At 49.5% G+C, this 22206-nt stretch carries 21 protein-coding genes and 1 riboswitch; of the genes, 1 reads left to right on the forward strand and 20 read right to left on the reverse strand.

Going from position 1 to position 22206, the window contains the following annotated elements:
- Positions 1-49: 49 nt before the first annotated feature.
- The 8 genes from NE473_RS21130 to NE473_RS21165 all read right to left on the reverse strand — a co-directional run bounded on the left by NE473_RS21130 (position 50) and on the right by NE473_RS21165 (position 8281).
- Positions 50-466 carry a YjdF family protein gene (locus NE473_RS21130; protein WP_006772890.1) on the reverse strand — a complete coding sequence of 139 codons (417 nt, stop codon included), beginning with the start codon at positions 464-466 and terminating at the stop codon, positions 50-52.
- 149 nt (positions 467-615) lie between these two features.
- The gene (locus NE473_RS21135) at positions 616-1176 is read right to left on the reverse strand and encodes a hypothetical protein (protein ID WP_055649141.1); all 561 of its coding nucleotides are present in this window, start codon (positions 1174-1176) and stop codon (positions 616-618) included.
- Positions 1173-2132 carry an ABC transporter ATP-binding protein gene (locus NE473_RS21140; protein ID WP_022030162.1) on the reverse strand — a complete coding sequence of 320 codons (960 nt, stop codon included), beginning with the start codon at positions 2130-2132 and terminating at the stop codon, positions 1173-1175. Before NE473_RS21140 ends, NE473_RS21135 begins: the two co-directional genes overlap by 4 nt.
- 3 nt (positions 2133-2135) lie before the next feature.
- On the reverse strand, positions 2136-3125 hold the full coding sequence (locus NE473_RS21145; protein WP_055649231.1) for an ABC transporter ATP-binding protein: 990 nt from the start codon (positions 3123-3125) through the stop codon (positions 2136-2138).
- A gap of 13 nt (positions 3126-3138) precedes the next feature.
- On the reverse strand, positions 3139-4077 hold the full coding sequence (locus NE473_RS21150) for an ABC transporter permease (protein ID WP_006772894.1): 939 nt from the start codon (positions 4075-4077) through the stop codon (positions 3139-3141).
- Complete coding sequence (locus tag NE473_RS21155) at positions 4070-5035, reverse strand: ABC transporter permease (RefSeq protein WP_006772895.1); 966 nt, start codon at positions 5033-5035, stop codon at positions 4070-4072. The genes NE473_RS21150 and NE473_RS21155 overlap by 8 nt, the downstream gene beginning before the upstream one ends.
- A 22-nt stretch (positions 5036-5057) precedes the next feature.
- Complete coding sequence (locus NE473_RS21160) at positions 5058-6734, reverse strand: ABC transporter substrate-binding protein (RefSeq protein WP_055649140.1); 1677 nt, start codon at positions 6732-6734, stop codon at positions 5058-5060.
- 110 nt (positions 6735-6844) lie between these two features.
- Entirely contained in the window at positions 6845-8281 is a 1437-nt protein-coding gene (locus NE473_RS21165; protein WP_055649139.1) for a prolyl oligopeptidase family serine peptidase, read from the reverse strand.
- 213 nt (positions 8282-8494) lie between these two features.
- Here NE473_RS21165 and NE473_RS21170 point away from each other — a divergent pair, with 213 nt between their 5' ends.
- Positions 8495-9379 (forward strand): LysR family transcriptional regulator, encoded by an 885-nt coding sequence (locus tag NE473_RS21170; protein ID WP_006775740.1) that lies wholly within the window; start codon positions 8495-8497, stop codon positions 9377-9379.
- A 31-nt stretch (positions 9380-9410) separates the two neighbouring features.
- On the opposite strand, the gene NE473_RS21175 is transcribed toward NE473_RS21170, so the two are convergent.
- From NE473_RS21175 to NE473_RS21230, 12 genes are all read right to left on the reverse strand, one after another.
- Positions 9411-10688 (reverse strand): alpha/beta hydrolase family protein, encoded by a 1278-nt coding sequence (locus NE473_RS21175; RefSeq protein WP_055649138.1) that lies wholly within the window; start codon positions 10686-10688, stop codon positions 9411-9413.
- A 24-nt stretch (positions 10689-10712) separates the two neighbouring features.
- Positions 10713-11549: a DAPG hydrolase family protein gene (locus NE473_RS21180; protein WP_055649137.1), complete on the reverse strand. Its 837-nt coding sequence runs from the start codon at positions 11547-11549 to the stop codon at positions 10713-10715.
- 12 nt (positions 11550-11561) lie between these two features.
- Entirely contained in the window at positions 11562-12359 is a 798-nt protein-coding gene (locus tag NE473_RS21185) for an SDR family NAD(P)-dependent oxidoreductase (RefSeq protein ID WP_055649136.1), read from the reverse strand.
- 20 nt (positions 12360-12379) lie between these two features.
- Positions 12380-13768: an MFS transporter gene (locus tag NE473_RS21190; RefSeq protein ID WP_055649135.1), complete on the reverse strand. Its 1389-nt coding sequence runs from the start codon at positions 13766-13768 to the stop codon at positions 12380-12382.
- Positions 13769-13790: 22 nt separating this feature from the next.
- On the reverse strand, positions 13791-14672 hold the full coding sequence (locus NE473_RS21195) for a DAPG hydrolase family protein (protein WP_055649134.1): 882 nt from the start codon (positions 14670-14672) through the stop codon (positions 13791-13793).
- A gap of 97 nt (positions 14673-14769) precedes the next feature.
- Entirely contained in the window at positions 14770-16140 is a 1371-nt protein-coding gene (locus NE473_RS21200; RefSeq protein WP_055649133.1) for an MATE family efflux transporter, read from the reverse strand.
- Between the two features lie 224 nt (positions 16141-16364).
- Entirely contained in the window at positions 16365-17795 is a 1431-nt protein-coding gene (locus NE473_RS21205; protein ID WP_006775750.1) for an NCS2 family permease, read from the reverse strand.
- 112 nt (positions 17796-17907) lie between these two features.
- Positions 17908-18004, reverse strand: a riboswitch (purine riboswitch).
- 450 nt (positions 18005-18454) lie between these two features.
- The gene (locus tag NE473_RS21210) at positions 18455-19303 is read right to left on the reverse strand and encodes a DUF6179 domain-containing protein (protein WP_055649132.1); all 849 of its coding nucleotides are present in this window, start codon (positions 19301-19303) and stop codon (positions 18455-18457) included.
- Between the two features lie 9 nt (positions 19304-19312).
- Entirely contained in the window at positions 19313-19852 is a 540-nt protein-coding gene (locus NE473_RS21215) for a DUF6323 family protein (protein WP_055649131.1), read from the reverse strand.
- A 110-nt stretch (positions 19853-19962) separates the two neighbouring features.
- Positions 19963-20724, reverse strand: a complete 762-nt coding sequence (locus NE473_RS21220) for a GNAT family N-acetyltransferase (protein WP_172682234.1) — start codon at positions 20722-20724, stop codon at positions 19963-19965.
- Between the two features lie 13 nt (positions 20725-20737).
- Positions 20738-21196, reverse strand: a complete 459-nt coding sequence (locus NE473_RS21225) for a GyrI-like domain-containing protein (protein WP_055649130.1) — start codon at positions 21194-21196, stop codon at positions 20738-20740.
- An 87-nt stretch (positions 21197-21283) separates the two neighbouring features.
- Positions 21284-22189, reverse strand: a complete 906-nt coding sequence (locus NE473_RS21230) for a helix-turn-helix transcriptional regulator (RefSeq protein ID WP_006775188.1) — start codon at positions 22187-22189, stop codon at positions 21284-21286.
- Between the last annotated feature and the right edge of the window lie 17 nt (positions 22190-22206).

The raw sequence follows: 22206 nt of genomic DNA on the forward strand, positions 1-22206 counted from the left end.
TTATCCTATAATATGAAGTGGAATGCAAAAAGAAGCACAGGAGACAGAATCATCTGCCCCTGTGCTTCTCCTTCCGTTTCTGCTGTTTCAATTCAAACCTGGCCTCCTTTTCCGCCTCCTTCTGCAGGCGGGTCCGGACTTTCCGTTCTTCCTTCAGCTGCTCGCGCTGCAGGCTTAAGGCCTGCTGAGACTTTGTTCCGATACCGGAGACTGCCGTCTGCATCCTGGCCTCCCGCTGCCTGCGCTTCGGGTTGGTGTGTTCTTTTTTTACTTCAGCTTTCACGGCCGGACTGAACCGCAGCCCATCATAATTTTTCAGAAGCCATTCGTATACCTCGTAGTCCTTCGGCTCTGCACCGAAGGTAATCCTGCATACCTCCATCGTTCCGTCCGAAATGCGCTCCACGATTCCGATCCAGAACGGGTCCTCGAAAAACACTAAAAAGGTCAGCGATACTTTGTCCATAATGATATCCTCCTTACATGATTCATAACAGACAAAGAATGGACGACCTAAGGAGGAAGGTTACTGACAGCGTTTTCACAAATATTGTCCGCTGCGCCCGGACTACCTACCGGAGCTGTGTTTTTATCTTTGCTTTTTATTGTACTTTTTTATCTTACCATATTAGTCTGCATTTTTCCAGACAATGATGATAAAGTCAGTCTGGAATACCGGATATATATCATAAAAGATGCAGCCGCCGCACCGAGGTAGCACATGGTTACCCCAAGACCGGAAACCGTCACACCAATTCCTGCCATACAGGCGGCAGCCGTGCACAGGAGCAGCAGCGCATGAACCGTAGGAGCAAGCCTCATTTTTGCATTTATATCTGAATAATTCATATCCGTCACTTTTTCTTTGGCTGTACAAAACTGGACCGTTCCTATCACTTCAAAAAGGAGGGAGGCGGCCGAGAGCATTCCGAAGAATTCTACGTATCTGTCGTAATTTAAAGCCAAATTCCGGGTTGATCCCGCCAGAAACAGCATCAGACTGACCGCGCAGGCATTTCCAATTGTCCTTTTTTCCCGTTTCCGCCGGACAGCATCTTCCCCCCACTGATACCATGGGCCGATATACTCATACCGGATCCGAAAGCCCCGCCTGTTGCTGCAGGGCACCTCCACCGGTTCGTAATTTTCCTCAAAACTCTCTCTCAGACTTTTCATCCCAGCGCCTCGATTTCCTTCACTTTATTGCATGCCACAAAATGGCCCGGGGTCACTTCCTGCAGACAGCAGTTCTGCTTACAGCTCTCATCCGCATAGATGCATCTGGTGGCAAAACGGCAGCCGGGGCCCGGATTGATCGGTGATTTAATCTCACCCTTTAGCAGAATCCGTTCCTTTTTTGCATGGATATCCACCGTCGGAATCGCGGACAGCAGCGCTTTTGTGTACGGGTGTACCGGATGGCAAAAGAGCTCGCTTTTATCACATTTCTCTACGATCTGTCCAAGATACATCACGCAAATCTGATTGGATATATGCTTTACGACTGACATGTCGTGGGTAATAAATAAGTAGGTAAGTCCCATCTGATCCTGCAGATCCATCAGCAGATTCAGAATCTGAGCCTGGATTGACACATCCAGAGCGGAAACCGGTTCGTCGCATACGATGAATTTGGGATTCAGCGCGAGTGCTCTCGCAATCCCCACGCGCTGCCGCCGTCCGCCGTCCAGCTCATGAGGGTAACACATTCTCAATCGTTTTTCGATGCCGGCCGTCTTCATCAGCTCACTGGTTCTGTCCTTTAAATCTGACTCGCTCATGGTCCCCAGCAGCTTCATCGGCTCTTTAATGATATCCTGCACCGTCTGTCTGGGATCCAGAGAGGAAAAGGGGTCCTGAAAAATCATCTGTACATCTCTGCGGTAATTCTGCAGTTCCTTTTTATTCAGCTTTGTGACATCCCTTCCCTTATAAATAATTCTGCCATCCGTGCTCTCATTCAGATGAATCAGCGTCCTGCCAAGGGTGGATTTTCCACAGCCGGACTCTCCCACCAGGCCAACGGTCTCCCCTTCCTCCAGGCTGAAGGTAACGTCATCAACCGCGTGAACCATGCCGGCTGCGCTCTTAAAATGTTTCTTTAAATTCTGAATTTCCAACAATGCTGCCATTCTCTAATCCCCCGATCTTCCTGTTTTCCAGCAGCGGGAATAATGCCCGGGCGCTACTTCCCTCATCTCATTGTCAAACTGATCACATCTGTGGCATTTATGGGGACACCGCTCCGCAAAGTCACACCCCTTCCGTGCGGAAGACGGATCCGGCGGCAGTCCCTCGATCGGTGATAGTCTGTCCACATCCTTTTTTAAATCCGGCAGGGCTGCAAACAGCCCCTGCGTATAGGGATGCGTGGGATGATCGAAAATATCTTCTTTGCTCCCGCTCTCAATAATCCGTCCTGCATAGATCACGCTGACCTTGTCGCACACATCCGCCACGACTCCCAGATCATGGGTGATTAATACCATCGCCGTTCCCATCTCATCCCGCAGTGCTTTAATCAAATCCAGAACCTGAGCCTGAATCGTTACATCGAGAGCCGTCGTCGGCTCATCCGCCAGCAGAAGCTTCGGAGAACACGCCAGCGCCAGCGCTATGACAACACGCTGTTTCATTCCGCCGGAGAACTGATGCGGATACTCTCCCGCCCGGTCTGCACCGATTCCAACCAGTTCAAGCATCTCAACAGCCCTTTTATTCGCCTCAGATTTTGTACAGCCATGCTGCTGTCTGTATCCCTCCGCGATCTGGGAAAGCACAGTTTTTACCGGGTTTAAAGCCGTCATGGGATCCTGAAAGATCATGGATATCTGACTTCCGCGCAGGCTGTGAAGCTCGGTGTCGGTCATTTTCAAAATATCCCGTCCGTTATAAAAGATCTCCCCTTCTATCCGCTCCACGGAATGCTCCGGAAGAATCCGGAGAACAGATTTTGCAATGGTAGTCTTTCCGGCTCCGGTTTCTCCTACCAGTCCAAGCGTCTCCCCCTCCTTTAAATCAAAGGATACATCATTAACGGCGTAAATCACGGAGTTTCCCGAATGGTATTCCACGGTCAGATTACGTATGGAAAAGAATGCCGTTTCTTTTTTATGTTCACTCATCCTGTCCACCTCATCAATCTTTAAAATTCGGATCCAGCGCATCCCGGAACGCGTCGCCCAGCAGATTAAAGCTCAGCACGGTGATCACGATAAAAATCCCGGGAATAATTACCATATGCGGGTAATCACGGATATAACTTCTTGATGCCGCCAGCATTGCTCCCCACTCCGGCTTCGGAGGCTGAACACCAAGGCCAAGGAAGCTTAAGGAGGAGGAGGCCAGTCCGTTCCGGCTGATACTCATGGCGATTTCCACGATAATCGGGGAAACCGCATTGGGGATAATATGGGATGCAATTACCTTCCATGTTGGACAGTTGATTGTGGCCGCCGCCTCAATATATTCCATGGTACGAATCCGTAAGATATTGGCACGCATCAGTCTGGCAAAGCCGGGAATTCCGGTGATTCCCAGAGCCAGGATACATTTATCCACGCCAGTACCGAATACCGCACAGAACGCCATCGCCAGCACCAGGGTCGGAAATGCCTGAAACACATCGAGAAAACGCATCAGACAGGAATCAATAACACCTCCGAAATATCCGGCCGCCGCTCCCATCACGATACCAATCACCGCAGACAGCACCGTAGAGATGACGCCGATGACCAGTGTATATCTTGCTCCGTACAGGACGCGCGACAACAAATCACGGCCCAGCTCATCACAGCCAAATAAATGTTCCAGAGACGGCAGCGAATATGCGTGAAGCATATCCAGTTCCGAATAGCTGTATTTGCACAGGAACGGAGACAGCAGAGACAGCACAATGATTGCCGCCAGCATCACCATACCGGCTACCGCACCTTTATTGTGGCAGATGTTGAGCCATATGTATTTTGCAGAGCCCGGTTTAATGCTCTCATCAATATGATGGCGGTGCCTCTTTTTCCTTTCGTGTCTGCGGTCCCCATCCGATTTATGATGGTCTCTCTTTAATTCTTCAGCCATTTTCTTTCACCTTCCTTCTGCCTGAGGATACGTACTGTGCCTTGATCCGCGGATCTGCAAACGCGTACAGCAAATCAGTCAGCAGCATAATCAGGGCAAATGTGAATGCTATGAACACGATTCCGCCGGTCGAAGCCGTATAGTCGCGGTTATTAATACAATTTACGAGATACTGTCCGATTCCGGGTATTGAGAAAATCACTTCAATGATCGTGGCACCGCCCAGCATGGAGCCAAACCGCATTCCGACCACAGTCAGAATCGGAATCAGCGCATTGGGAAGGGCATGGCCGTAGATAACCTTTCTCTCCGGAAGGCCCTTGGAACGGGCCGTAGTCACATAATCAGAGCGGATAACCTCCAGCATGCTTGCCCTCACCTGCCGGGTGAATCCGGCCAGGCCTCCCAGGGAATTGGCTATCGTCGGCAGAATAAAGTATTTAAATGAAGTACAGCCGGAAGACGGCAGCCAGCCCAGTTTCAGAGAAAACAGCAGCACCAGAAGAAGCGCGGTCCAGAAGCTGGGCATGCAGTCGAACAACAGCGTAATAAACAGAGAGATTTTATCGCCTATGGAATTAGCCTTTACTGCCGTGTAAATACCGAGCGGCAGGCCGATCACAACTGTCAGCACAATACTGTAAATTGCAATTTTGAAGGTATGTGGAAACCGCCTCATCAGCTCCCATTTAATCTCGGTACCGTCAATCAGAGATTTTCCAAAATCAAAATGCAGAAAAATATTTTTCAGATACTCGCCCAGGCGCACCATAAAAGGCCTGTTTAATCCCAGTGCGGCCCGTTTCATCTCAATTTCGGCAGGAGTATGAGTACCAGCGCCAAGCGCAAGCTGAGCAGGGTCACCGGGAACAAAATTCATCAGCGTAAACATGATGATTCCTACTGCTATCAAAGTTGGTATCATGATCAGCAGCCGTTTTAACACATACTTTGACATGGATCAGCCTCCGTTCCATTCTTTATTTTGCAACCGGAACGTATTGCTCCGTAAAGGTCATCGCATTCAGTACCGGATTCAGCTTTTCGAGACAGATATCGGTCAGGCCTTCTGTCGTTACGATGCTTCTCGTCTCTGTATACAGGCCCACCATATAGCAGTTCTCAATCACGTAATCATGGAACGCATTCATATTCTCTTCGCTCCGTTCTGCATTGGCCGCCTTCAAAAGTTCCTGAAGCTTATCGTCCTTTGTGAAGCCCTGGGTTCCGTACTCATAGTTATCTTCGCTGAACAGGATATTCCAGAATGACGTTGTAAAATCAGACACGGACTGAGACAGCTCAGACATGTCCCACATCGTCGGATCGCTGTCATACGTCTGCCTTAAAGCGCGGTCGTAAGCGTCAATCACCAGCTTAATTCCAGCCTGTTCGAGCATTGCCTGCAGTGCCTGATAAGGTCCCTGCGGCGCCTGTGAGGATACCATTAAATGAATCTCAAGCTGGCCCGGCTCATAGCCTGCCGCTTTTAAGTATTCTGCCGATTTTTCCAGGTTCATTCCAAAGTAATCCTGATTATCCCACTCCTGCACGTAATCCGGTCCCAGATTCGGAGCAACATCATGGCTTATGGTTCCCGCACTGCTTCCGCTGCCCTGAAGCACCATCGCGGCGTCAAACGCGTAGGCGATCGCCTTGCGGACATTCACATCCGCACAGGGAGAATTCTCACTCGTATTGAAAATCAGATACTGGGACATGGCGTTGTTATACTTCGTCACGTTGAATGCGTCATTTCCTTCGAAACGTCCGACATCGGAAGCGGAAACCTCAGCCATGTCAACTTCTTTGTTTTCCAGCGCGATGCTTCTCGAGGAGGCCTCGGCGATACAGCGGAGAATAATCTTATTAACATTCTGCAGCTCCGCATCCGCTCTGTCCTCTTTCTTCCAGTAGTCGCCGCGAGCCTCCATTGTCACGGAGGAGCCAGTCTGCATGTCGGTTACGGTGTAAGCGCCTGTAGTCGCAGGAGATAAGTTGATATCATTCTCGGAGGCCCCTTCATACCAGGTCCGGCTTGCTATGGAACAGGAGGTAAGAACCTTCTCGATCGCGCCGTCCATGGTATTTTTCAGTTTTATCTGAAGCGTATAGTCGCCGGTCGCTTCTGATCCAGCGTAATAAGTGCCGATATCCGTCACGTAGCCAAGTTCTGCCAGTTTATTATAGCTGTACACCACGTCTTCTGCCTTGATGGGATTGCCCTGGCTGTCTGTGATATTATCCCAGATCTCAATGTCATAAGTCGCATCATCCGTTTTTGTCACAGATTTTGCCGCCACAAGCTGGACTCCGTCATCCAGCATGGCTCCGATAAAAGGTCTGTACGCCAGATGCGCCCACAGAATGTTTTCCGTCCAGTCACGCACGGCGCTGGCTCCGCCCCACGGTCCAATCGTAAACGAATCATCGTCAACCGCCACGGTTACAGACTCTGCCGCCTCTTCCATGACGGTTGTTTCTGTTTTTTCATTGCCGCTCTGTATGTTTTCTTCTGCAGCTTTCTCCGTAGCTTCCGCCGATTGTGCAGCCGGCGCCGTTGTCTGACTGGTACCGGAAGAACCACCGCATCCTGCAAGCAGTGCCGCGGTCATCATAGATGCCGTAAATAGCGCTAAAACTCTTTTCGTTTTCATGTAACTCCCTCCAAATTTTTTTTATTTTTGATGGCTTTATTATATAAAATGACGAACACTCAATCAATTCGACTTCTTTCTGCTTTTTTTCCAATTTGGAAAATGCAAGATTACTTTGACTGAGTGAACAGCCACTCCTTAACACCCGGAAGATCGTATCCCAGACGCCACGTCATCCGATGGCTTCCGTTCAGCGGATTGCCCTCCAGATCCATGCTTCCGGTCCCTGATTGAATCTTACAGTAATAAATATCTGCATTTTCAGAAAGCAGCTTATCCATCTCCGCTTCAAGAACCTGCGGCTCTGCGATCCCTTCGATCTCCCCTCTTGCCACGGCTGCCCCCTCACGCTCCCAGAGGCTGACCGTCTCATCCATCAAAAGTCCCGTCTCCAGGCTGTCATCCTCTGAATTCAGGATCAGAATATGGCTGTCCTTCAGTCCCTTCAGGCTCTCCGGCTCCCATTTTCCGGCCACACAGTACGCTCCGGCAAAGAGATCCGGCTCTTTGGACATCATGATCAGAGAACACATGCAGCCCATGGACTGACCCGTCGTATAAATTCTGTCCTTATCAACCGGATACTGATCCGCCAGTGAGCGAACGAGATTCATGGTTCCTTCCACATAGTTGTCGTAATATTCCCAGTAATCGTTGATAAATTTATCGTCATAAATCATCGTCACCACAAAGCACGGATGCTCCGCCTGCCATTCCTCTTCCGCCCATACGGTGCCTCCATTCCCCTGGGCCAGAACCTTCTCCCAATCGGAGCTTACCGATCCCGCGTCAGGCATAAAGAGGAGTAACGGATACGTCTCCCCGGAATCCTCATAGCCCTCCGGTTTAAAAATATTGTAGTGAAGAACCGTCTTCCATTCCGGGTCTGTATAAAAATGGTTGTCTTCGAATCGGTCGCGGACCGGATATAGTTTAGAATCATTCCCCATGATTCCCTCATTGGCAGGAGTCGAGTATTCCTGGCTGCCGGCCGGATACACCTCTCCATCTGTGCTCTTCACATCCTTTATCTGGACGACGGTCGCGGTGTCAATCACCTCATCGTGTTCCATGCGCCCGTCCGACGCGTACTTATCGTCCAGAAGAGGGCTCTGGATCTCCAGCTCGAGTATCACATAATTTCCAGGTACACTCGCCTCCGCCGGAGCGGCCTCACTGTTGGTCCGCACCGCCGTGACCGTACGGTTCTTCACCTCATAGCTGTCTGTGGAAAGACTGTCCGCATCAATCGCTTTTTCATACTGTAAGGCCACATGCGTCACTTTCTGGCCGTCGCCAAAGCTTTTGTTAATCGTAATTACCTTCGAGATTCCGCCTGACTGCGCTTTCTCTGCCGCTTTCTCTGTCGTTTTTCCCTCTGTTTCAGTTTCCGTCGTTTCCTGTTCTGCATCAGGAACCGCCCCCTCTGTCTTCACCGTACCGCTGTTTTCCGTCCCCGAGCCATTCTGCGGCGCACCGGCCCCACATGCGGTCACCAGAACCGCAGAAGACAGCAGCAAAGCAGCCATACTGCTTTTTTTCATCATATTCTTCTCCTTTCACACCCTGTATTTGGTATCAGACCCAAATCTGATACCAAATATATACCATTAGAGAGCTTCCCGGATCAATTCGCTTCACGGCCGGGTTCTTTCCAGAATGGAAAATATCGGATATGACAGGATTTGAACTTCACCGCAAATTATGGTATACTGTCATCGTATAACTACGATAAATATTTCTTATGGGGGAGGAAATATATGGAAATAAGCGTACTGGAAGAATTCGTTTCTCTGGTCGAAACATGCAGCTTTCAGGAAACCGCTGCAATTATGAACCTGTCTCAGTCTTCACTGACCAAGCACATTCACAAACTGGAGGAGGAACTGAATTTATCTCTGTTTGACCGTTCTACCAGAAACGTCAAGCTGAATGAATACAGCCATGCCTTTTATCCGTATGCCAAACAGATCGTACAGCTTCAGCATGAGGCCATCGCTACACTTGGAGATTTGACAGACAAGGATAAGGACCATTTTTCAATCGCCTACGCGCCGGTGCTGGGACAGTACGGTCTGGTAGATACCATCGCTGATTTCTCGAGAAAGTATCCTGAACACAATCTGAATATCATTGAAAGTTATCAGCCCATGTCTCTTTTGAAGTCCAAGAAGTGTGATTTTGCCTTCGTCTCTGAAAATGACGTGCAGGATGAGAGTTTTAACAAGATGATCTATAAGACGGACCATTTAGCCGCGGTTTTTCCCTGCGGTCATCCGCTTGCCGATAAAGAGAGTGTAACCTTAGAGCAGCTGTACGGAGAAAAATTCATTCTCCACTCCAACTCTGTGGGAAGCACCCACGAAGAAACCCAGAAATTTCTGAATTTATGTGATTCAAAAAACTTTATCCCGAATGTGATTGCCCACTCGGAGTTCACCTCAACCATGGTGCGCTACGTCAGCAACGGGCGGGGTGTTGCGATCTTAAACCGGCTGCACATCCCGGCTGAGATTCCCAATATCTCCATCGTGGATATCTATCCAACGATCCGTTCCTACATCTACTTGCTCTACCAGAGAAAGGTCCGATCGGCATCCGCCGCGGATTTTCTGCATTATATGATTGAACAGATAAGCCAGTAAAAAGGAGGCCGCTGTACCGGCCTCCTTTCTGTTATTCTCCATTCCAAAACCGTCCTGGTGCTGATAACCAGGCGTCTGCAAAATCATGCAGAGTCTTCATCGTATCGCCAAACTGCCCTTCATACGCCTCACAGTCCTTCGCCGGAGTGAATCTGTGAGTCGCGCCCTCTACAAACGCGATCGTCTTGTCTTTGCTCGTAGCCATCTGGTAAATCGTCTCGGACGCTAAGTATTCCCATCCGCCTGTCATCCCCATGACAAGAAGGGGGACTCTTATCCCCACGACATTGCCCGGAGTGCAGTTATAGGTGGAATCCCATTCAATCCCCCACACGTGGTCCTCATCGTAACCGAATTCTTTTTCTGTCCTTACCGCATAGGAGGTTAAGTACGTCTTCACCGAAAGGAAACGGGCTCCCTCCCAGAATGAATCGGTATAGGAACGCGGATTTTCCGGTCGGCGCACGCTGTACACTATCTCCTTCGTCGCCGTTCCATCTCCGTGCAGCAGAAGGTGCGGCTCTCTCGTATGGGACATGAGCCGGATATCCTGCGCGTACAGTTTATTATTGAAGAAGCCCTGCGCGGCTCCCGGTATAATTAACGGCTCGTCGTCGCAGTAGTTTCCCTGGCCGTTCTGCAGCAGAAGAAGGCGGTTTAAGGCATAATCAAGAATACAGCTGTTTCTCGCGCTCTGAGCCCGCTGAAACTGATCAATAAATTCCCTGTCGTAATGGGCTCCGTCGGGCTGGAACCCGTTCTGGGGGTTAAACAGATTCAGTTCCTCATTGATCAGCCGTCCGCTGTTCTCTGATTCCACCGCAGGATCTAAGCTGAACAGCTGCATCGCGGCATTTCCCCAGTTGGAATCCAGAAGCATGAGGCCATCGGCAGGCGGAAGTTCGCTGTTGTCCGGATAGGGAACGATCTTTTCCTGTCCCTGGAATACCTCCGCTCCGTTTTCCGCAATATTCTGATAAGCCGTCATCAGGGTTCCGCCTCCGCTGTGCCCCATAAGAACCACCTTTTCGACATCTGGCAGACTGCGCAGGTAAAGAACTGCAGCCTTGACACACTGCATCTTTTCCACCTGGCTGAAGATGATCCCTTCTTTATTCGCCGGGTTGGCACATAAAACCGTATATCCGCGCTCTGCCAGTTCTGCGCCGGTTGGAAATGTCAGATAATCCTCATCTGAATGCATGACCAGGACGCTGATGCCCTGTTTGGGGCTGCCCTCTTTTGGTTCATACAGCACTCCCGGAACCCGTTTGGCAAGATATACGAAGGTCGTTTTTATCTCTCCCATACCAATCTCCTTCTCTGGCAATGATTAATCCGCATCCATCGGAAGGTCTTTGTACGCCTCATACAGATCCGGCAAAACCTGATACAAATGCGCTCTTTCGATGGTATTATGCGTCAGCACGTTCTTAAGATACGTCTCATCCACCGGAGTCTCCTCATCACGGAGAATCCTGCCGTCCTTCGCATAATATCCTATCCATTCGCAGTTAATGCTCTCCCTTCCGCCAAGGGGGCATGGACGGCTGAACCGGAGGACGAGGTGGTGGCCGGGACCTTCAAATTCTTCCCAGCAGGCCTCTGCCCGGCAGTCTGCCGCCAGAAGCTCCTGATACCGCTCCTCTGACAGGCCATACTCTATCAAATCAATGGAGTGGGATACGGCGGGTATTCCCTTTGACGGGTCGCCTCCCGCGCCAAGGTCCAGAGTTTCCACGGACCATACGCCGTCTCTGTCATTTTCACCGTTTACAAACTTATGATCCCAGTGATCCAGTGGATTCCATATTTTGTATCTCAAATTGCCTTCCCCGGGTACCATGCTTTTCGAATACCGGTTATACCATGTCCCGTACCATCTCCTCCATTTTCCCTGCCAGGTGACCGGCGATACAGAATATTCAATATAGAAACCGGAGCCATCCGGCATCATGGTATAGCCATACACGATATCGCGGTATCCGTGAATCTGCAGAAGATCCAGCCAGTTCTCCGCCGGAATCGCATCCTTCACCTCCATGGGACCCGCGTCTAAAATCTGCTGCAGAAGCGGACTCGGGGGGCAAAGGGGATAACCGGTAATAAAGCGCGCGGCAGGCATCCTCTTTTCTGCCGGACTCAGCTCCGGCAATCGGTAATCGCTCATAACACTTCCTCCTTATCCCATGATTGCTCCGCCGTTGACATCAATGACCGCTCCTGTAATGAATGACGCTTCCTCACTCGCCAGAAAATTAACCGCGCCGGCGATGTCCTCCGGAACTCCCAGCCTGCCTAACGGTGTTCTCGCAAGGAGTTCCGCCTTAAGCTCCTCCGGCAGTATATCTTCTTCCGGAACATCCTGCTCAATATGGCCGGTCAGAACACAGTTCACCGTAATTCCTTTCGGTCCCAGTTCTTTTGCCATCTCCTGGGTCAGGCCGATCATTCCGCTGCGCGATGCTGCAAACGAAGGATTGGGATACCAGCCTCCGTTCTTCTCACAGGTGGTCATATTGATGACTCTCGGAGCCCTGCTCTTCAATAAATAAGGAAGCGCCAGCTTTGTATTGAAAAATGCGGCCTCAAGCACTTCCATGGAATGGCGCCATATGGCTTTATCCGTCTCCTCCATATTATGACGGTCGTGGCCGCCGGACCCGTTTACCACCACGTCAATGCTTCCAAAACGCTCATAGATCCACCGGAGCACATCCTCCTGGGTGGTATCTTCCTTATAAAGTTCCGGATCACAGGCAATATTCTCCGCAAGCCTGGCCTGAGGATTCTGCGCAAAGCCGATGACCTGATCCCGGTATTTCGGATCCATTTTTGCAACAGCTCCCTGGGCTTTTCCGTGGAAGGAGCTCATAAAAGCAACGTTCATACCGTATTCAAGAGCCATACGCACGATTGCCAGCCCATTGTTTCCGGCCCCTCCTGTGATTATCATTGTTCTGTTTTTTAATGTCAGCATAGTTTATTCTCCTGTTCTGTTTATTTTCCTCTCTCTGCTTCCAGCTTCACCGCGTTCCCCAGCACCGTCTTTTTATCAAGCGGATAGAGGAAGATCACGGCCAGCGCCATGGCAAAGAACCCGATCATGGGAGCCAGGCATGTGATGTCATAGATCCGGTCCGTCACCACCGCGTCAAATGCGGTATCCGGCGTATAGCCGATGAGACTCAGCAGAATCCCGGTAACACCGGAGGAACACGCCTGCCCTGCTTTTCTGGCGAAGCTGTAAATACCGTAGATCGTTCCATCCCCCCGTTCTCCCGTCCGCACCTCGGTATCATCAATGATATCCGATACCATTGCCCAGCCGATCAGGCCAAATACCGCAAGCCCCACAGTTGCCACCGCATAAAAGAAAATCCAGACATATACATTTTCAGTATGTACAAAGTAAGCAACTGCAAGAATTCCAGATGCCAGGAAGCAGCCTGCGGCAGTTATCTCCTTCTTTCCGAATCTGACTGCCAGCTTCACAATAAACGCAGCCATTATCAGCGTAATAACAGTACCCACGACGCCGCTCTGAGACTGCGCGACTGTATTTGCAAAATAGTTTGGATAGATATATGAGGCCATACCCTGAAGCCCTGTATTGGCAACCTCCCGTATCAGGACCACGAGCACGATTCCAGGCAGACACCGGTTATGTGCCAGACTGCGGAGCAGTTTTCCCGCGTCGAATTTCTCCGTTGTCTGCCCCAGCTTCACCCGCTCTGTCGTCAGACTGTAGCACAGAATATAACAGATCAGTGCGCCAACCGAGCAGAACAGCGCCGCCGTCGTCATCTTTGCCCCGGACAGCGCCCGGTGGCCGGCTTCATCGGTATAATAGACTGCAAGGGGCAGAACCACGCTGGATACCGTCATGGCGAGAGTTCCTCCCACCGAACGGAAATTGGACAGCTGCGTGCGCTCCACGGGATCACTGGTGATGGCGGAAGCCAGAGAGCCGTAAGGAATTACAATCCCGGTGTAACAGATGCTGCACCACAGCAGATAGGTAACAAACATCCAGACCACCTTAAACGCCATCCCCATATTCTGAAACCAGCTCGCATACATCAGAAGGCTGGAGAAAGCCACCGGACCGCTCATTCTCCTGATCCATGGCCGGAACTTGCCGTCCCGCCTCACCGGAGAACGGTCCACCAACTGTCCCATCGTGATATCGGTTACCGCGTCTAAAAGCCGCGCGATCATCATCATAATTCCCACAATATAACCGGACACCCCCATGACGTCCGTATAAAATTTCAACAGGAATGCGGATGACAGCACAAACGTAAAGTCATTTCCAAAATCCCCAAACAGATAGCCTATCTTATCTCTCATTCCGAATCCAGTCTGCTGTGCCCCCTGCTTCCCCATAATCTTTTGTTCCCCTTATATTTTAATCGGCATCTGCAGGCTGGTCATGATACTCCGCGTACAGATCCGGAAGAAATGTGTAGAGATGTTCCCACTCCACCAGGGTGTGGATCACTACTTTTTTTAAATATTCTTCGCTGCATTTCGTACTGGGATCTCTGACCAGCTTTCCGTTCACCGGTCTCCATCCGATCCATTCCCGGCTTCTAGTCTCGATGCCGCCCAAAGGACACGGACGCGAATAGCTTAAACACAGATGCGTTCCCGGCTCGTCAAAGGTCTCATAAGAACCTTTTCCCGTCAGCTGGCAGCCCGCGTCCTTTAATTCCTTCATCTTCTCATCTGTCAGACCAAAATCCTCCAAATCAAACTGGTGGCGTATGGTATCGTACATGCGGTCACCCCCGCCCAGATCCAGACTCTCCGTGGTATGGATTCCATCGGAGCCATCCTGCCAGTTTACATAGTAATGGTCAAAATGATCCGCATAATTCCAGATCTTATATCTTAAATTTCCATGGCCGGGCACCATACTCTTTGATTTTAGATTTCTCCAGTTCCGGTACCACCGCTCCATCTCTCCACTGATATGCGGCGGCCGCACCCGGTAAGTGGCCACGTATCCGGAGCCATCGGGAAACATACAGTATCCCAGTTCAATCTTATCATACCCGTACGGCTTCAAAAGGTCCATGAAATTCTCCGGCAAAATAGCGTCTTCCGGATTCATCGGATTTAACTGATTGATAATCTGCATCTCCACCGGCGTCGGAGCATGCAGCGGATAATTATAAAAGTATTTCGCCAGCGGCATCTTTTCTTCCTCCGGGAATAATTTCTGGCGGATGTTAATCACACTTTCGTCTTCTGTCTCAAAAACCTCTTTGTCAACCTCAATAAACATATTGTGCCTCCTTCTTATCTGCTGATTTTATTATAAAGTAGATCATTGCTTCCAATCAATTCCGTTTTCTCTCCCGATTCTTTCCAAACAAGAAATTTCAGGGCTGTTTTTCTTCCTGTTCCCGAATAAGCTTAAGCGCTTTGAGTCCAAGAGGAACAATGACAATCACACTCAGCAAATCGGCAATCGCCTGCGTGGCTGCGACACCGTTGATTCCCAGGAAAACAGGAGCAATAAACAGTACCGGGAAGAAGCAGTAGCCCTGTCTCGCCAGATTCATAATCAGAGCATATTTGGCATGCCCAATACCGGCATAGAACATATTGACGAGTGAGCCGAGAGAATGAAATACCAGCACACAGCACTGAAGCCGTATACAGAGCATTCCCAATCGCAGCACCTCGGAATCCGCCTGGCTGTTGAACACATGAACGATGGGATTCGCAAACACGAAGATTACCGCACCGATTCCAACCGCTCCAAGCACAGCGACGGCACAGCTGAATACGTAGCTTTCCCGGACACGTTTCCACGCTTTCGCTCCCCAGTTAAATCCTACAACCGGCTGATATCCCTGTCCGAATCCCAGTATAATGGCAAACGGGAAATCCATGACCCGGTTTGCAACAGACAGTGCCGCCAGAGCCGCAGTGGAATAGCTTCCCGCTACCCGGTTGATTGAAACTGCTGCCACGACGCTGAGTGCGGAGCGGAAGAACGAGCTGGAGCCGATGGCGAGCACCTCTTTTACGTCATCCATCAGGAATTTGATTCGTTTGACAGAAATACTCACAACACTGGTCTTTCTGATATACGGATACAGGAGAATACAAAAGCTGATGAATTTGGAAAGGGCCGTGGCCATGGAAGCTCCCGCGACGCCAAGTCCAAAATGATAGATGAACAGCGGATCCAGAAAACAGTTTAAAATTCCGCCGAATCCGATGCCGATCATGGAAAATGTGGCGCTCCCCTCACTTCTTAAGCACATATTCAGGATGAAACTGCCTATCATAAACGGCGCTGCATACAACACGTAATTTGCGTACTGGATTGAATACTGGGCGCATTCCTTTGTGGCTCCCAGCCAGAATACCAGGTCTCCGATCACCATTTTTCCAATAAACATGAAGATAATTCCGAGGCCGAGGCCGCTGAAAAATGACGTGGAAAGTACCTTATCAGCATGCTCATCGTCCTTTGCTCCGAGGAGTCTCGCTATGTAACTGCAGGCTCCGGCCCCGATTAATGAGCCAATTAAAGTAATCATCCTCTCTAAGGAGCTGTTCACCCCCACTGCCGCTGTGGCATTCGTCCCCAGCGTACTTACAAAATACGTATCCACCAGATTGTAGATCGTGGTAATCAGCTGCGCCATGATGGTGGGCACAGCCATTCGTGGAATCAGCGTGCGGATATTTTCCGTCAGCATCATCTGTTTCTTTTGCGTTTTCGCATCTGCTGCCATTGCAAATCACCTGTCTTTCTCTTTATTTGATTTCTATTTTTTTATAACATCCAGTGACGGTTCAATCAATTCAGATTGACGGGACGTTTTTTCCAAAAGAGAAAAAGTGGACCATAAGTATCTGTGACAAAATACAGCGCTGAAACGGGAACAGGGGCAGCAAAAGAGCTGGTGTTTTGACTTTCGTCTCACACCAGCTCTAAATGGTTTAAGTACTGTTCTTCTTATCCTAACGTCATAAACGCATACCTCACCACAAATACAACAGAAATCATAAAGGTTAATGCCCGTACTTCCCGTCTTTTCCCTGTCATAATATTCATCAGGCAATAGGTAATCAGTCCAAACGCAACACCATTGGCAATGGAATATGTAAATGGCATAAATACGATGGTACAGAATGCAGGCAGCGCATTGCTCATGTCGCTGAAGTCCACATCCCGGATGTTTCCAAGCATTAAAATACCGACAAAAATCAGCGCAGGCGCGGTTGCCGCTGCCGGAACAATGCTGACAATCGGTGCAAAGAGGATGGCTCCCAGAAACATGACCGCGGTTACAAGGCTTGTAAGTCCCGTTCTGCCGCCTTCTGCAATACCTGCGCTGGATTCCACCACGGTGGTAACCGTCGATGTCCCTACCATCGCACCGGCCAGTGTTGAAACCGCATCTGACATCAATGCCTGTTTCATCCGGATTACCTCGCCGTTTTTATCAATCATCCCGGACTGCCTGGCGGCTCCGAGAAGCGTTCCAATCGAATCAAACATATTGACCAGAGAAAAGCTGATAACCAGCATGGTTACCGTAAACAGCGTTTCCACAAAATTTGTTCCGGCAAACAGACCCGCAAAATCCATTTTCAGAAAGGAAACTTCTGCAAAATCCCTGAATTTCACACCGAGATTCATATCGAGATTCGACAGCTGTGTGATTCCAAGGGGAATGCCTATGAGGGTTGCCGCTACAATTCCAAGCAGAATCGATCCCTTCACTCTTCTGGCATGAAGAATTCCCATGATAATCAGGCCAATCAAAGCCACCAGAGCGCCGTTAATTAAAACCATATCTGCGCCGCTTCTCCATTTGGAGAAATCCACCAGGCTTACAAGTGTAGCCGGATTGGATATAATAATTCCGGCATTCTTCAGTCCGATGATTGTGATAAACAGGCCGATCCCAGGTGTAATGGCAGTCTTGACTGCATCCGGGATTGATCTGATAATGGCCTCTCTCAGGCCGATTGCTGTGATTACAATGAAAAATATACCGGATATAAATACGATAACGAGCGCCTGTCCATAGGTATATCCCATTCCCAGCACAACCGTGTATGCAAAGAATGCGTTTAATCCCATCCCCGGCGCCTGCGCAAAAGGAACCCTGGCATATAACGCGCAAAGTGCCGTACCGATAAACGCTCCGATACAGGTGCCGATAAATACACCATTTGCAATCTTACCTGCCATGGCAGGGTCTCCCATAATAACATATGGATCAGATAAAATCTGGGGGTTCAGAATAAGAATATAGGCTATCGTTATGAAAGTTGTGATTCCTGCAAGTATTTCCGTTTTAACGCTTGAATGACTCTGTGAAATCCCAAAAAACCTGTCTGCGACTCCTGTTTTACGTTCCAATAGTATGTCCTCCATCTTCCTTTAATAAACTGATCAGACTGTCTGCGCTGCTATCCTGTAGTCTATGCTTTCAAGGTTTTCTATTGTCACTCCTTTCCACCAACCAGCGTTTGATTACCAAAAAAAGAGTCAACTACATAAACTATGTAGTCAACTCTTTACGGTAGTTGGTAGAAACTCTGAGCCAATTCTCAGGATATACATAATGAATAGCACCAATATTAAATCACAAAAATAATTATATATGCTAAAAGTTTTTTAGTCTATTCGCCATTTTATCAATAATTCAATTATTTTTTGTGCATTATGTATATATTCTTCTTTTTTACGATCGGTATCATCATAATATTGATCAGGACTTCCTACGGTTATCTCTGCCCACATTCACTGCATGTCCGGTCGTGGAGAGAGATTATTCCGCCGCAGACCGCACATGTATACCGCTTCTGCTCTTCTTCCAGAAACCGGTCTATTCCGTTTTCCTTCATATACAGCGACTGTCCAATGAGACTTGCTCCATAGCGTTTTCGATAGCTTCTGTCCAGATCCCGGATCCTTCTGCACGGGAAATCACAGCATTCATAGCAGTAGGATATGCCTCCTTCTCCTGGTTTCAGACTTCTGAACGATTCTGCGGTAAAATTACTTTCCCTCAAATAGATTACGGCGGGAATCTAATATACGATCATGCGATCCATATATCCACATTCCGCGGCATTCTTTAATTCAGCAGCAAAATCCTTCCGGTCACAGGACAGATAGGAATAGAGGGCTCTGTCGCCTTCCGGCCCGCCTGTCAGCCGTTCCAGCTGATGGCTGATGGCCTCCTCAAGCTTTTGCCGGTCACAGTTCTTCACACAGATGCAAAACCGCTCCATATCGTCTGCTGTCACAGCATTCTCTGAAAGCTTTTTCCCCATCATCATGTGAACCACCAGATTCCGCAGGATGACAGAAGCCACGTTCAGAATCAGCTCCTCATAATCCCCGTGAAAATGTTCCAAGACCGCCTTTCCGTACGGTTCCGGCAGCCTGCCCAGAAATCTCTGTTCCAGAAGAACACAGGATAAATAAAAATAGACAGCGTCAATCCCGCTTCGTTTTCCGACTGGCCTCAGAATCGGATAATCCAACGTGAGCAGATGATCCTGGGGCCGGAATCTGGCATCATAGCGGACAAAAAATTCCGGCATCCCCCTGATGATCGTATCCTCGTAGCAACGGTTTCCAAAGGAACGGAAATTCGCAATGATCTGTTCGTAAACCTTTTTAGCCCTGGCTGTCTTCTCCAGAACCACCTCATATCCCTGCTGGTAAAGCAGCCACAACTCTGTGTCTAGAGCCGCGGCAACACTGTTTTTCCCCGTCTTAAGCGCTTCAGCTTCTGCTTCCCGAAGGCAGTAAAGCACCGCTTCCATCAGCTGTCTGGCCGTCTCATAGGTGACCGAGGTACTGGAAAAACCGGTATACTTTTCCGTCAGTTTTCCGACAACAGGCAGCAGTTCTTCCATCGTATAGTCCATGTCCGCCTCCTAACTGAGCAGGTCAAAAAGCGTCTCCAGAAAGAGATCCCGGTCCCACCGTGCTTCTTCCGAGAACTTCCCGTATTCTCCGCTGCCGCCATCCTCCACATAATCCCGGTATCCGGCGCGGACTGCTCTTGCAAAACGCTCCAGACACGTTTCTTCCAGATAGGCGACTGAACCGCAGCAGACTCCGTCAAACTGTTCTTTCATAAATGCCAAAAGTTCCTCATCCGTTAAGTTGTCCTCTGATTCATTCTTGTAGAGATAAAAGACTTCCTGCAGCTCTGCAATCACATCGGCATAATTTTCCTGCTGCAGATATGGTGAATCGCAGAATGTCTCAATGATCTCCGGCAGGATCCCCTTCCCGAATTCGACCCGCATCTGCGTCCTTAAGGAATCACGCCTGCAGGCCATCAGTTTCCCTGCGTCCTCCTCCGTAAGCATCAGTCCGAAGGCCTCTGTCTTTTCATTGCAGGCAAGCACTCTTTCCAGCTCCTGCTTCCGTTGTACCGTTTCCATCAGCTCATACCATTTCTCCTGCATCTCATTACCTCCCGTATTTGGTAAGTACTGATTCTACGCCTTTCACTCTTCCATTACAAGTCTTGAAAAAAAGTGATTTTTATGGTATGATATAGATGTGGAAAAAGTGATTATTCCACTTTTTTTCTGTATTTTTCAAAGCTCTTCTCTGATAAAATCTCATTCGTCACAAATTTCCCATCATAGAATACGGCATACGTTGTAAACGGACTCGGCGACTGCCTGGCGTCTTCCCGCGTTTCTAGCTTCACTGCTTTGATTTGTATTCCCTGGTTTCCGGCGTATTCCGTGAGAATCGGAACGTACTTGGCCGTGTGGGGACATTGGGCCGTATAGTACAGGACCCAACCCTTTTCATCAATCTCGCCGGTCTTTGCACATTCTAAAAAGCGCGGCAGGGCTGTCCCCTCTCCAAACGGAAGTGCCAGAAGTTCATAGTATGGCGCGGCGGTATCGGCTTCTACAAATCCCTTATGTTTCAAATAGGCCCCATCGGACAGAAACGGCATCTTCTTTTTGGAAGAGAGTGCGACAAGGCCCTTCTTTCCCTTCACCCTGGCTTCTGCGATGCAGTGCTCCAAAAGCTGGCTGCTGTAGCCCTGCCCTTTAAACTGCCCGGATACCCACAGGCAATCGATGTAATAGTATCCATCCGCATCGATGGGCGCCCAGGCATACTCCGCCGGAAGGTACTCAATAAATACCTTTCCCCGCACATCCAGCTTTTCAAACACAAGCCCCTCTTTCATCCGTTCCTTCAGCCATGCCTTCTTGGAGGCCACGCACGTCTCCCCCTTTTTATCCGATATGGCACAGCAGATATGTTCTTCCTCAATATTATCCAAAGTAACTCTTTTGAAATCCACACTCATAACTTCCCCTCCACTACTCCTTCAAGCCGATATAGACATGAATCTCCGCATCTCTTCCTTCTATCCCGTGATACTCTTCAAAGTCGGCCCGGAATGCCCGCTTCAAATCCAGACTCCACAGTTCTGTCCAGAACTGAACCAGGGCCTGCTGTACGTCGCCCTTTACCACGAACTTCGCATATCGTCCCGCCGGGATCGTACAGAGACTTAAGTGTTCCGGGATTCCGGCAGTATCTGTCACCTCACAGGCCGCAGTCATGTCATAATCGCCGTTCTCATCACTCTCGTAATTGGAATAAATCCCCAGGACCCAGCCTCTCCTGTCTGCAGGGATACTGTCATAAATCCCCCCGGCATAAAAGCGTTCCCATAGCCCGCCTATCACGCTTCCCATGTCCGGAGCGTGGTTATTCGTTCTTGCAGTGATTCCTGCCGCCTTCTTCTCAGGCAGTGTCACGATTTCGTAATCCATCCGGTTGTCCTCTTTTCCACCACTCCTGTGGTCTTTTCCTTAACAATCCCAGAATACCACTTTAATCACGACAACTGTATGTCATCATTACCGGTAAATGCGGCAAATATTTTCTGCCATCGCAGCAAATTCCTCCCGAAGTTCTTCCGGTTCCACCAGTTCTACACGATCTCCCATACTGAGCAGCCAGCTAAAAACGCTTCCCCGGTCGGAAAAGCAGGAATGGAATACCAGCTTTCCATCTTCCCGCTCCTGAAAGCTCTCCAGTCCGCTTTCTTCAATCAGCCGCCACTTCATATCCGCTTCACAGACTGCTGTGACAGAAATCCGCGGCGGGAATGCCTTGTCAGGCGACATATCATACGCCGGAACCTTCCGCTCCGCAAAATGTTCAGCCAGCGCTTTCAGTTCCAGCATACGGTTTAATTTGAACAGCCGGTAATCCTCACGTTCCGTACAGTATCCCCACACATACCAGGAGGACCACTGGAAGACCAGCAGATACGGCTCCAGCTTCCTTCGGCTCTCCCCGGAAGGCCCGAAATACGCAAAGCTGATGTATTCCCTGGCGTCGATCGCCGCCTGAATCAGTTCAATCTTCGGTGCAAGGCATGATTTATACCACGAGGATAAATCAATCAGAATATGGCTGTTCGAGGTCAGAATGGACGAATTTCCCATAGCCAGCTTGTCCATAAGCTGCTGGTACTTGTTCGTGCCGGAAACGCTGTCCAGGCTTCGGAGGCCGGTCAGAATAGACTGCATCTCCGACGAAGTCAGTACGGTCCTGTCGATCCGGTACCCTTCCATAATGGAAATCCCCCCATTGGGGCCCTGCGTCGTTACAAGAGGAATGCCCGCTTTGCAGATGTCTTCGATATCCCGGTTGATGGTTCTCCGGGATACCTCAAACTTCTCGGCCAGATAGGGTGCAGTCACCTTTTCCTGCTGCAAAAGGATAGACAGGATTCCGATTAATCGGTCGATTTTCATAAACACCTCCTGTTATT

This window comes from Hungatella sp. SL.1.14 (genome assembly GCF_024460495.1).
In the GTDB taxonomy this organism is placed as follows: Bacteria; Bacillota; Clostridia; order Lachnospirales; family Lachnospiraceae; genus Hungatella; species Hungatella hathewayi.

What these genes read in the sequence shown, in the direction of transcription:
- NE473_RS21130 (WP_006772890.1), bottom strand. Translation starts at nt 466, where the DNA reads ATGGACAAAGTATCGCTGACCTTTTTAGTGTTTTTCGAGGACCCGTTC.
- NE473_RS21135 (WP_055649141.1), bottom strand. Translation starts at nt 1,176, where the DNA reads ATGAAAAGTCTGAGAGAGAGTTTTGAGGAAAATTACGAACCGGTGGAG.
- NE473_RS21140 (WP_022030162.1), bottom strand. Translation starts at nt 2,132, where the DNA reads ATGGCAGCATTGTTGGAAATTCAGAATTTAAAGAAACATTTTAAGAGC.
- NE473_RS21145 (WP_055649231.1), bottom strand. Translation starts at nt 3,125, where the DNA reads ATGAGTGAACATAAAAAAGAAACGGCATTCTTTTCCATACGTAATCTG.
- NE473_RS21150 (WP_006772894.1), bottom strand. Translation starts at nt 4,077, where the DNA reads ATGGCTGAAGAATTAAAGAGAGACCATCATAAATCGGATGGGGACCGC.
- NE473_RS21155 (WP_006772895.1), bottom strand. Translation starts at nt 5,035, where the DNA reads ATGTCAAAGTATGTGTTAAAACGGCTGCTGATCATGATACCAACTTTG.
- NE473_RS21160 (WP_055649140.1), bottom strand. Translation starts at nt 6,734, where the DNA reads ATGAAAACGAAAAGAGTTTTAGCGCTATTTACGGCATCTATGATGACC.
- NE473_RS21165 (WP_055649139.1), bottom strand. Translation starts at nt 8,281, where the DNA reads ATGATGAAAAAAAGCAGTATGGCTGCTTTGCTGCTGTCTTCTGCGGTT.
- NE473_RS21170 (WP_006775740.1), top strand. Translation starts at nt 8,495, where the DNA reads ATGGAAATAAGCGTACTGGAAGAATTCGTTTCTCTGGTCGAAACATGC.
- NE473_RS21175 (WP_055649138.1), bottom strand. Translation starts at nt 10,688, where the DNA reads ATGGGAGAGATAAAAACGACCTTCGTATATCTTGCCAAACGGGTTCCG.
- NE473_RS21180 (WP_055649137.1), bottom strand. Translation starts at nt 11,549, where the DNA reads ATGAGCGATTACCGATTGCCGGAGCTGAGTCCGGCAGAAAAGAGGATG.
- NE473_RS21185 (WP_055649136.1), bottom strand. Translation starts at nt 12,359, where the DNA reads ATGCTGACATTAAAAAACAGAACAATGATAATCACAGGAGGGGCCGGA.
- NE473_RS21190 (WP_055649135.1), bottom strand. Translation starts at nt 13,768, where the DNA reads ATGGGGAAGCAGGGGGCACAGCAGACTGGATTCGGAATGAGAGATAAG.
- NE473_RS21195 (WP_055649134.1), bottom strand. Translation starts at nt 14,672, where the DNA reads ATGTTTATTGAGGTTGACAAAGAGGTTTTTGAGACAGAAGACGAAAGT.
- NE473_RS21200 (WP_055649133.1), bottom strand. Translation starts at nt 16,140, where the DNA reads ATGGCAGCAGATGCGAAAACGCAAAAGAAACAGATGATGCTGACGGAA.
- NE473_RS21205 (WP_006775750.1), bottom strand. Translation starts at nt 17,795, where the DNA reads ATGGAGGACATACTATTGGAACGTAAAACAGGAGTCGCAGACAGGTTT.
- NE473_RS21210 (WP_055649132.1), bottom strand. Translation starts at nt 19,303, where the DNA reads ATGGACTATACGATGGAAGAACTGCTGCCTGTTGTCGGAAAACTGACG.
- NE473_RS21215 (WP_055649131.1), bottom strand. Translation starts at nt 19,852, where the DNA reads ATGCAGGAGAAATGGTATGAGCTGATGGAAACGGTACAACGGAAGCAG.
- NE473_RS21220 (WP_172682234.1), bottom strand. Translation starts at nt 20,724, where the DNA reads ATGAGTGTGGATTTCAAAAGAGTTACTTTGGATAATATTGAGGAAGAA.
- NE473_RS21225 (WP_055649130.1), bottom strand. Translation starts at nt 21,196, where the DNA reads ATGGATTACGAAATCGTGACACTGCCTGAGAAGAAGGCGGCAGGAATC.
- NE473_RS21230 (WP_006775188.1), bottom strand. Translation starts at nt 22,189, where the DNA reads ATGAAAATCGACCGATTAATCGGAATCCTGTCTATCCTTTTGCAGCAG.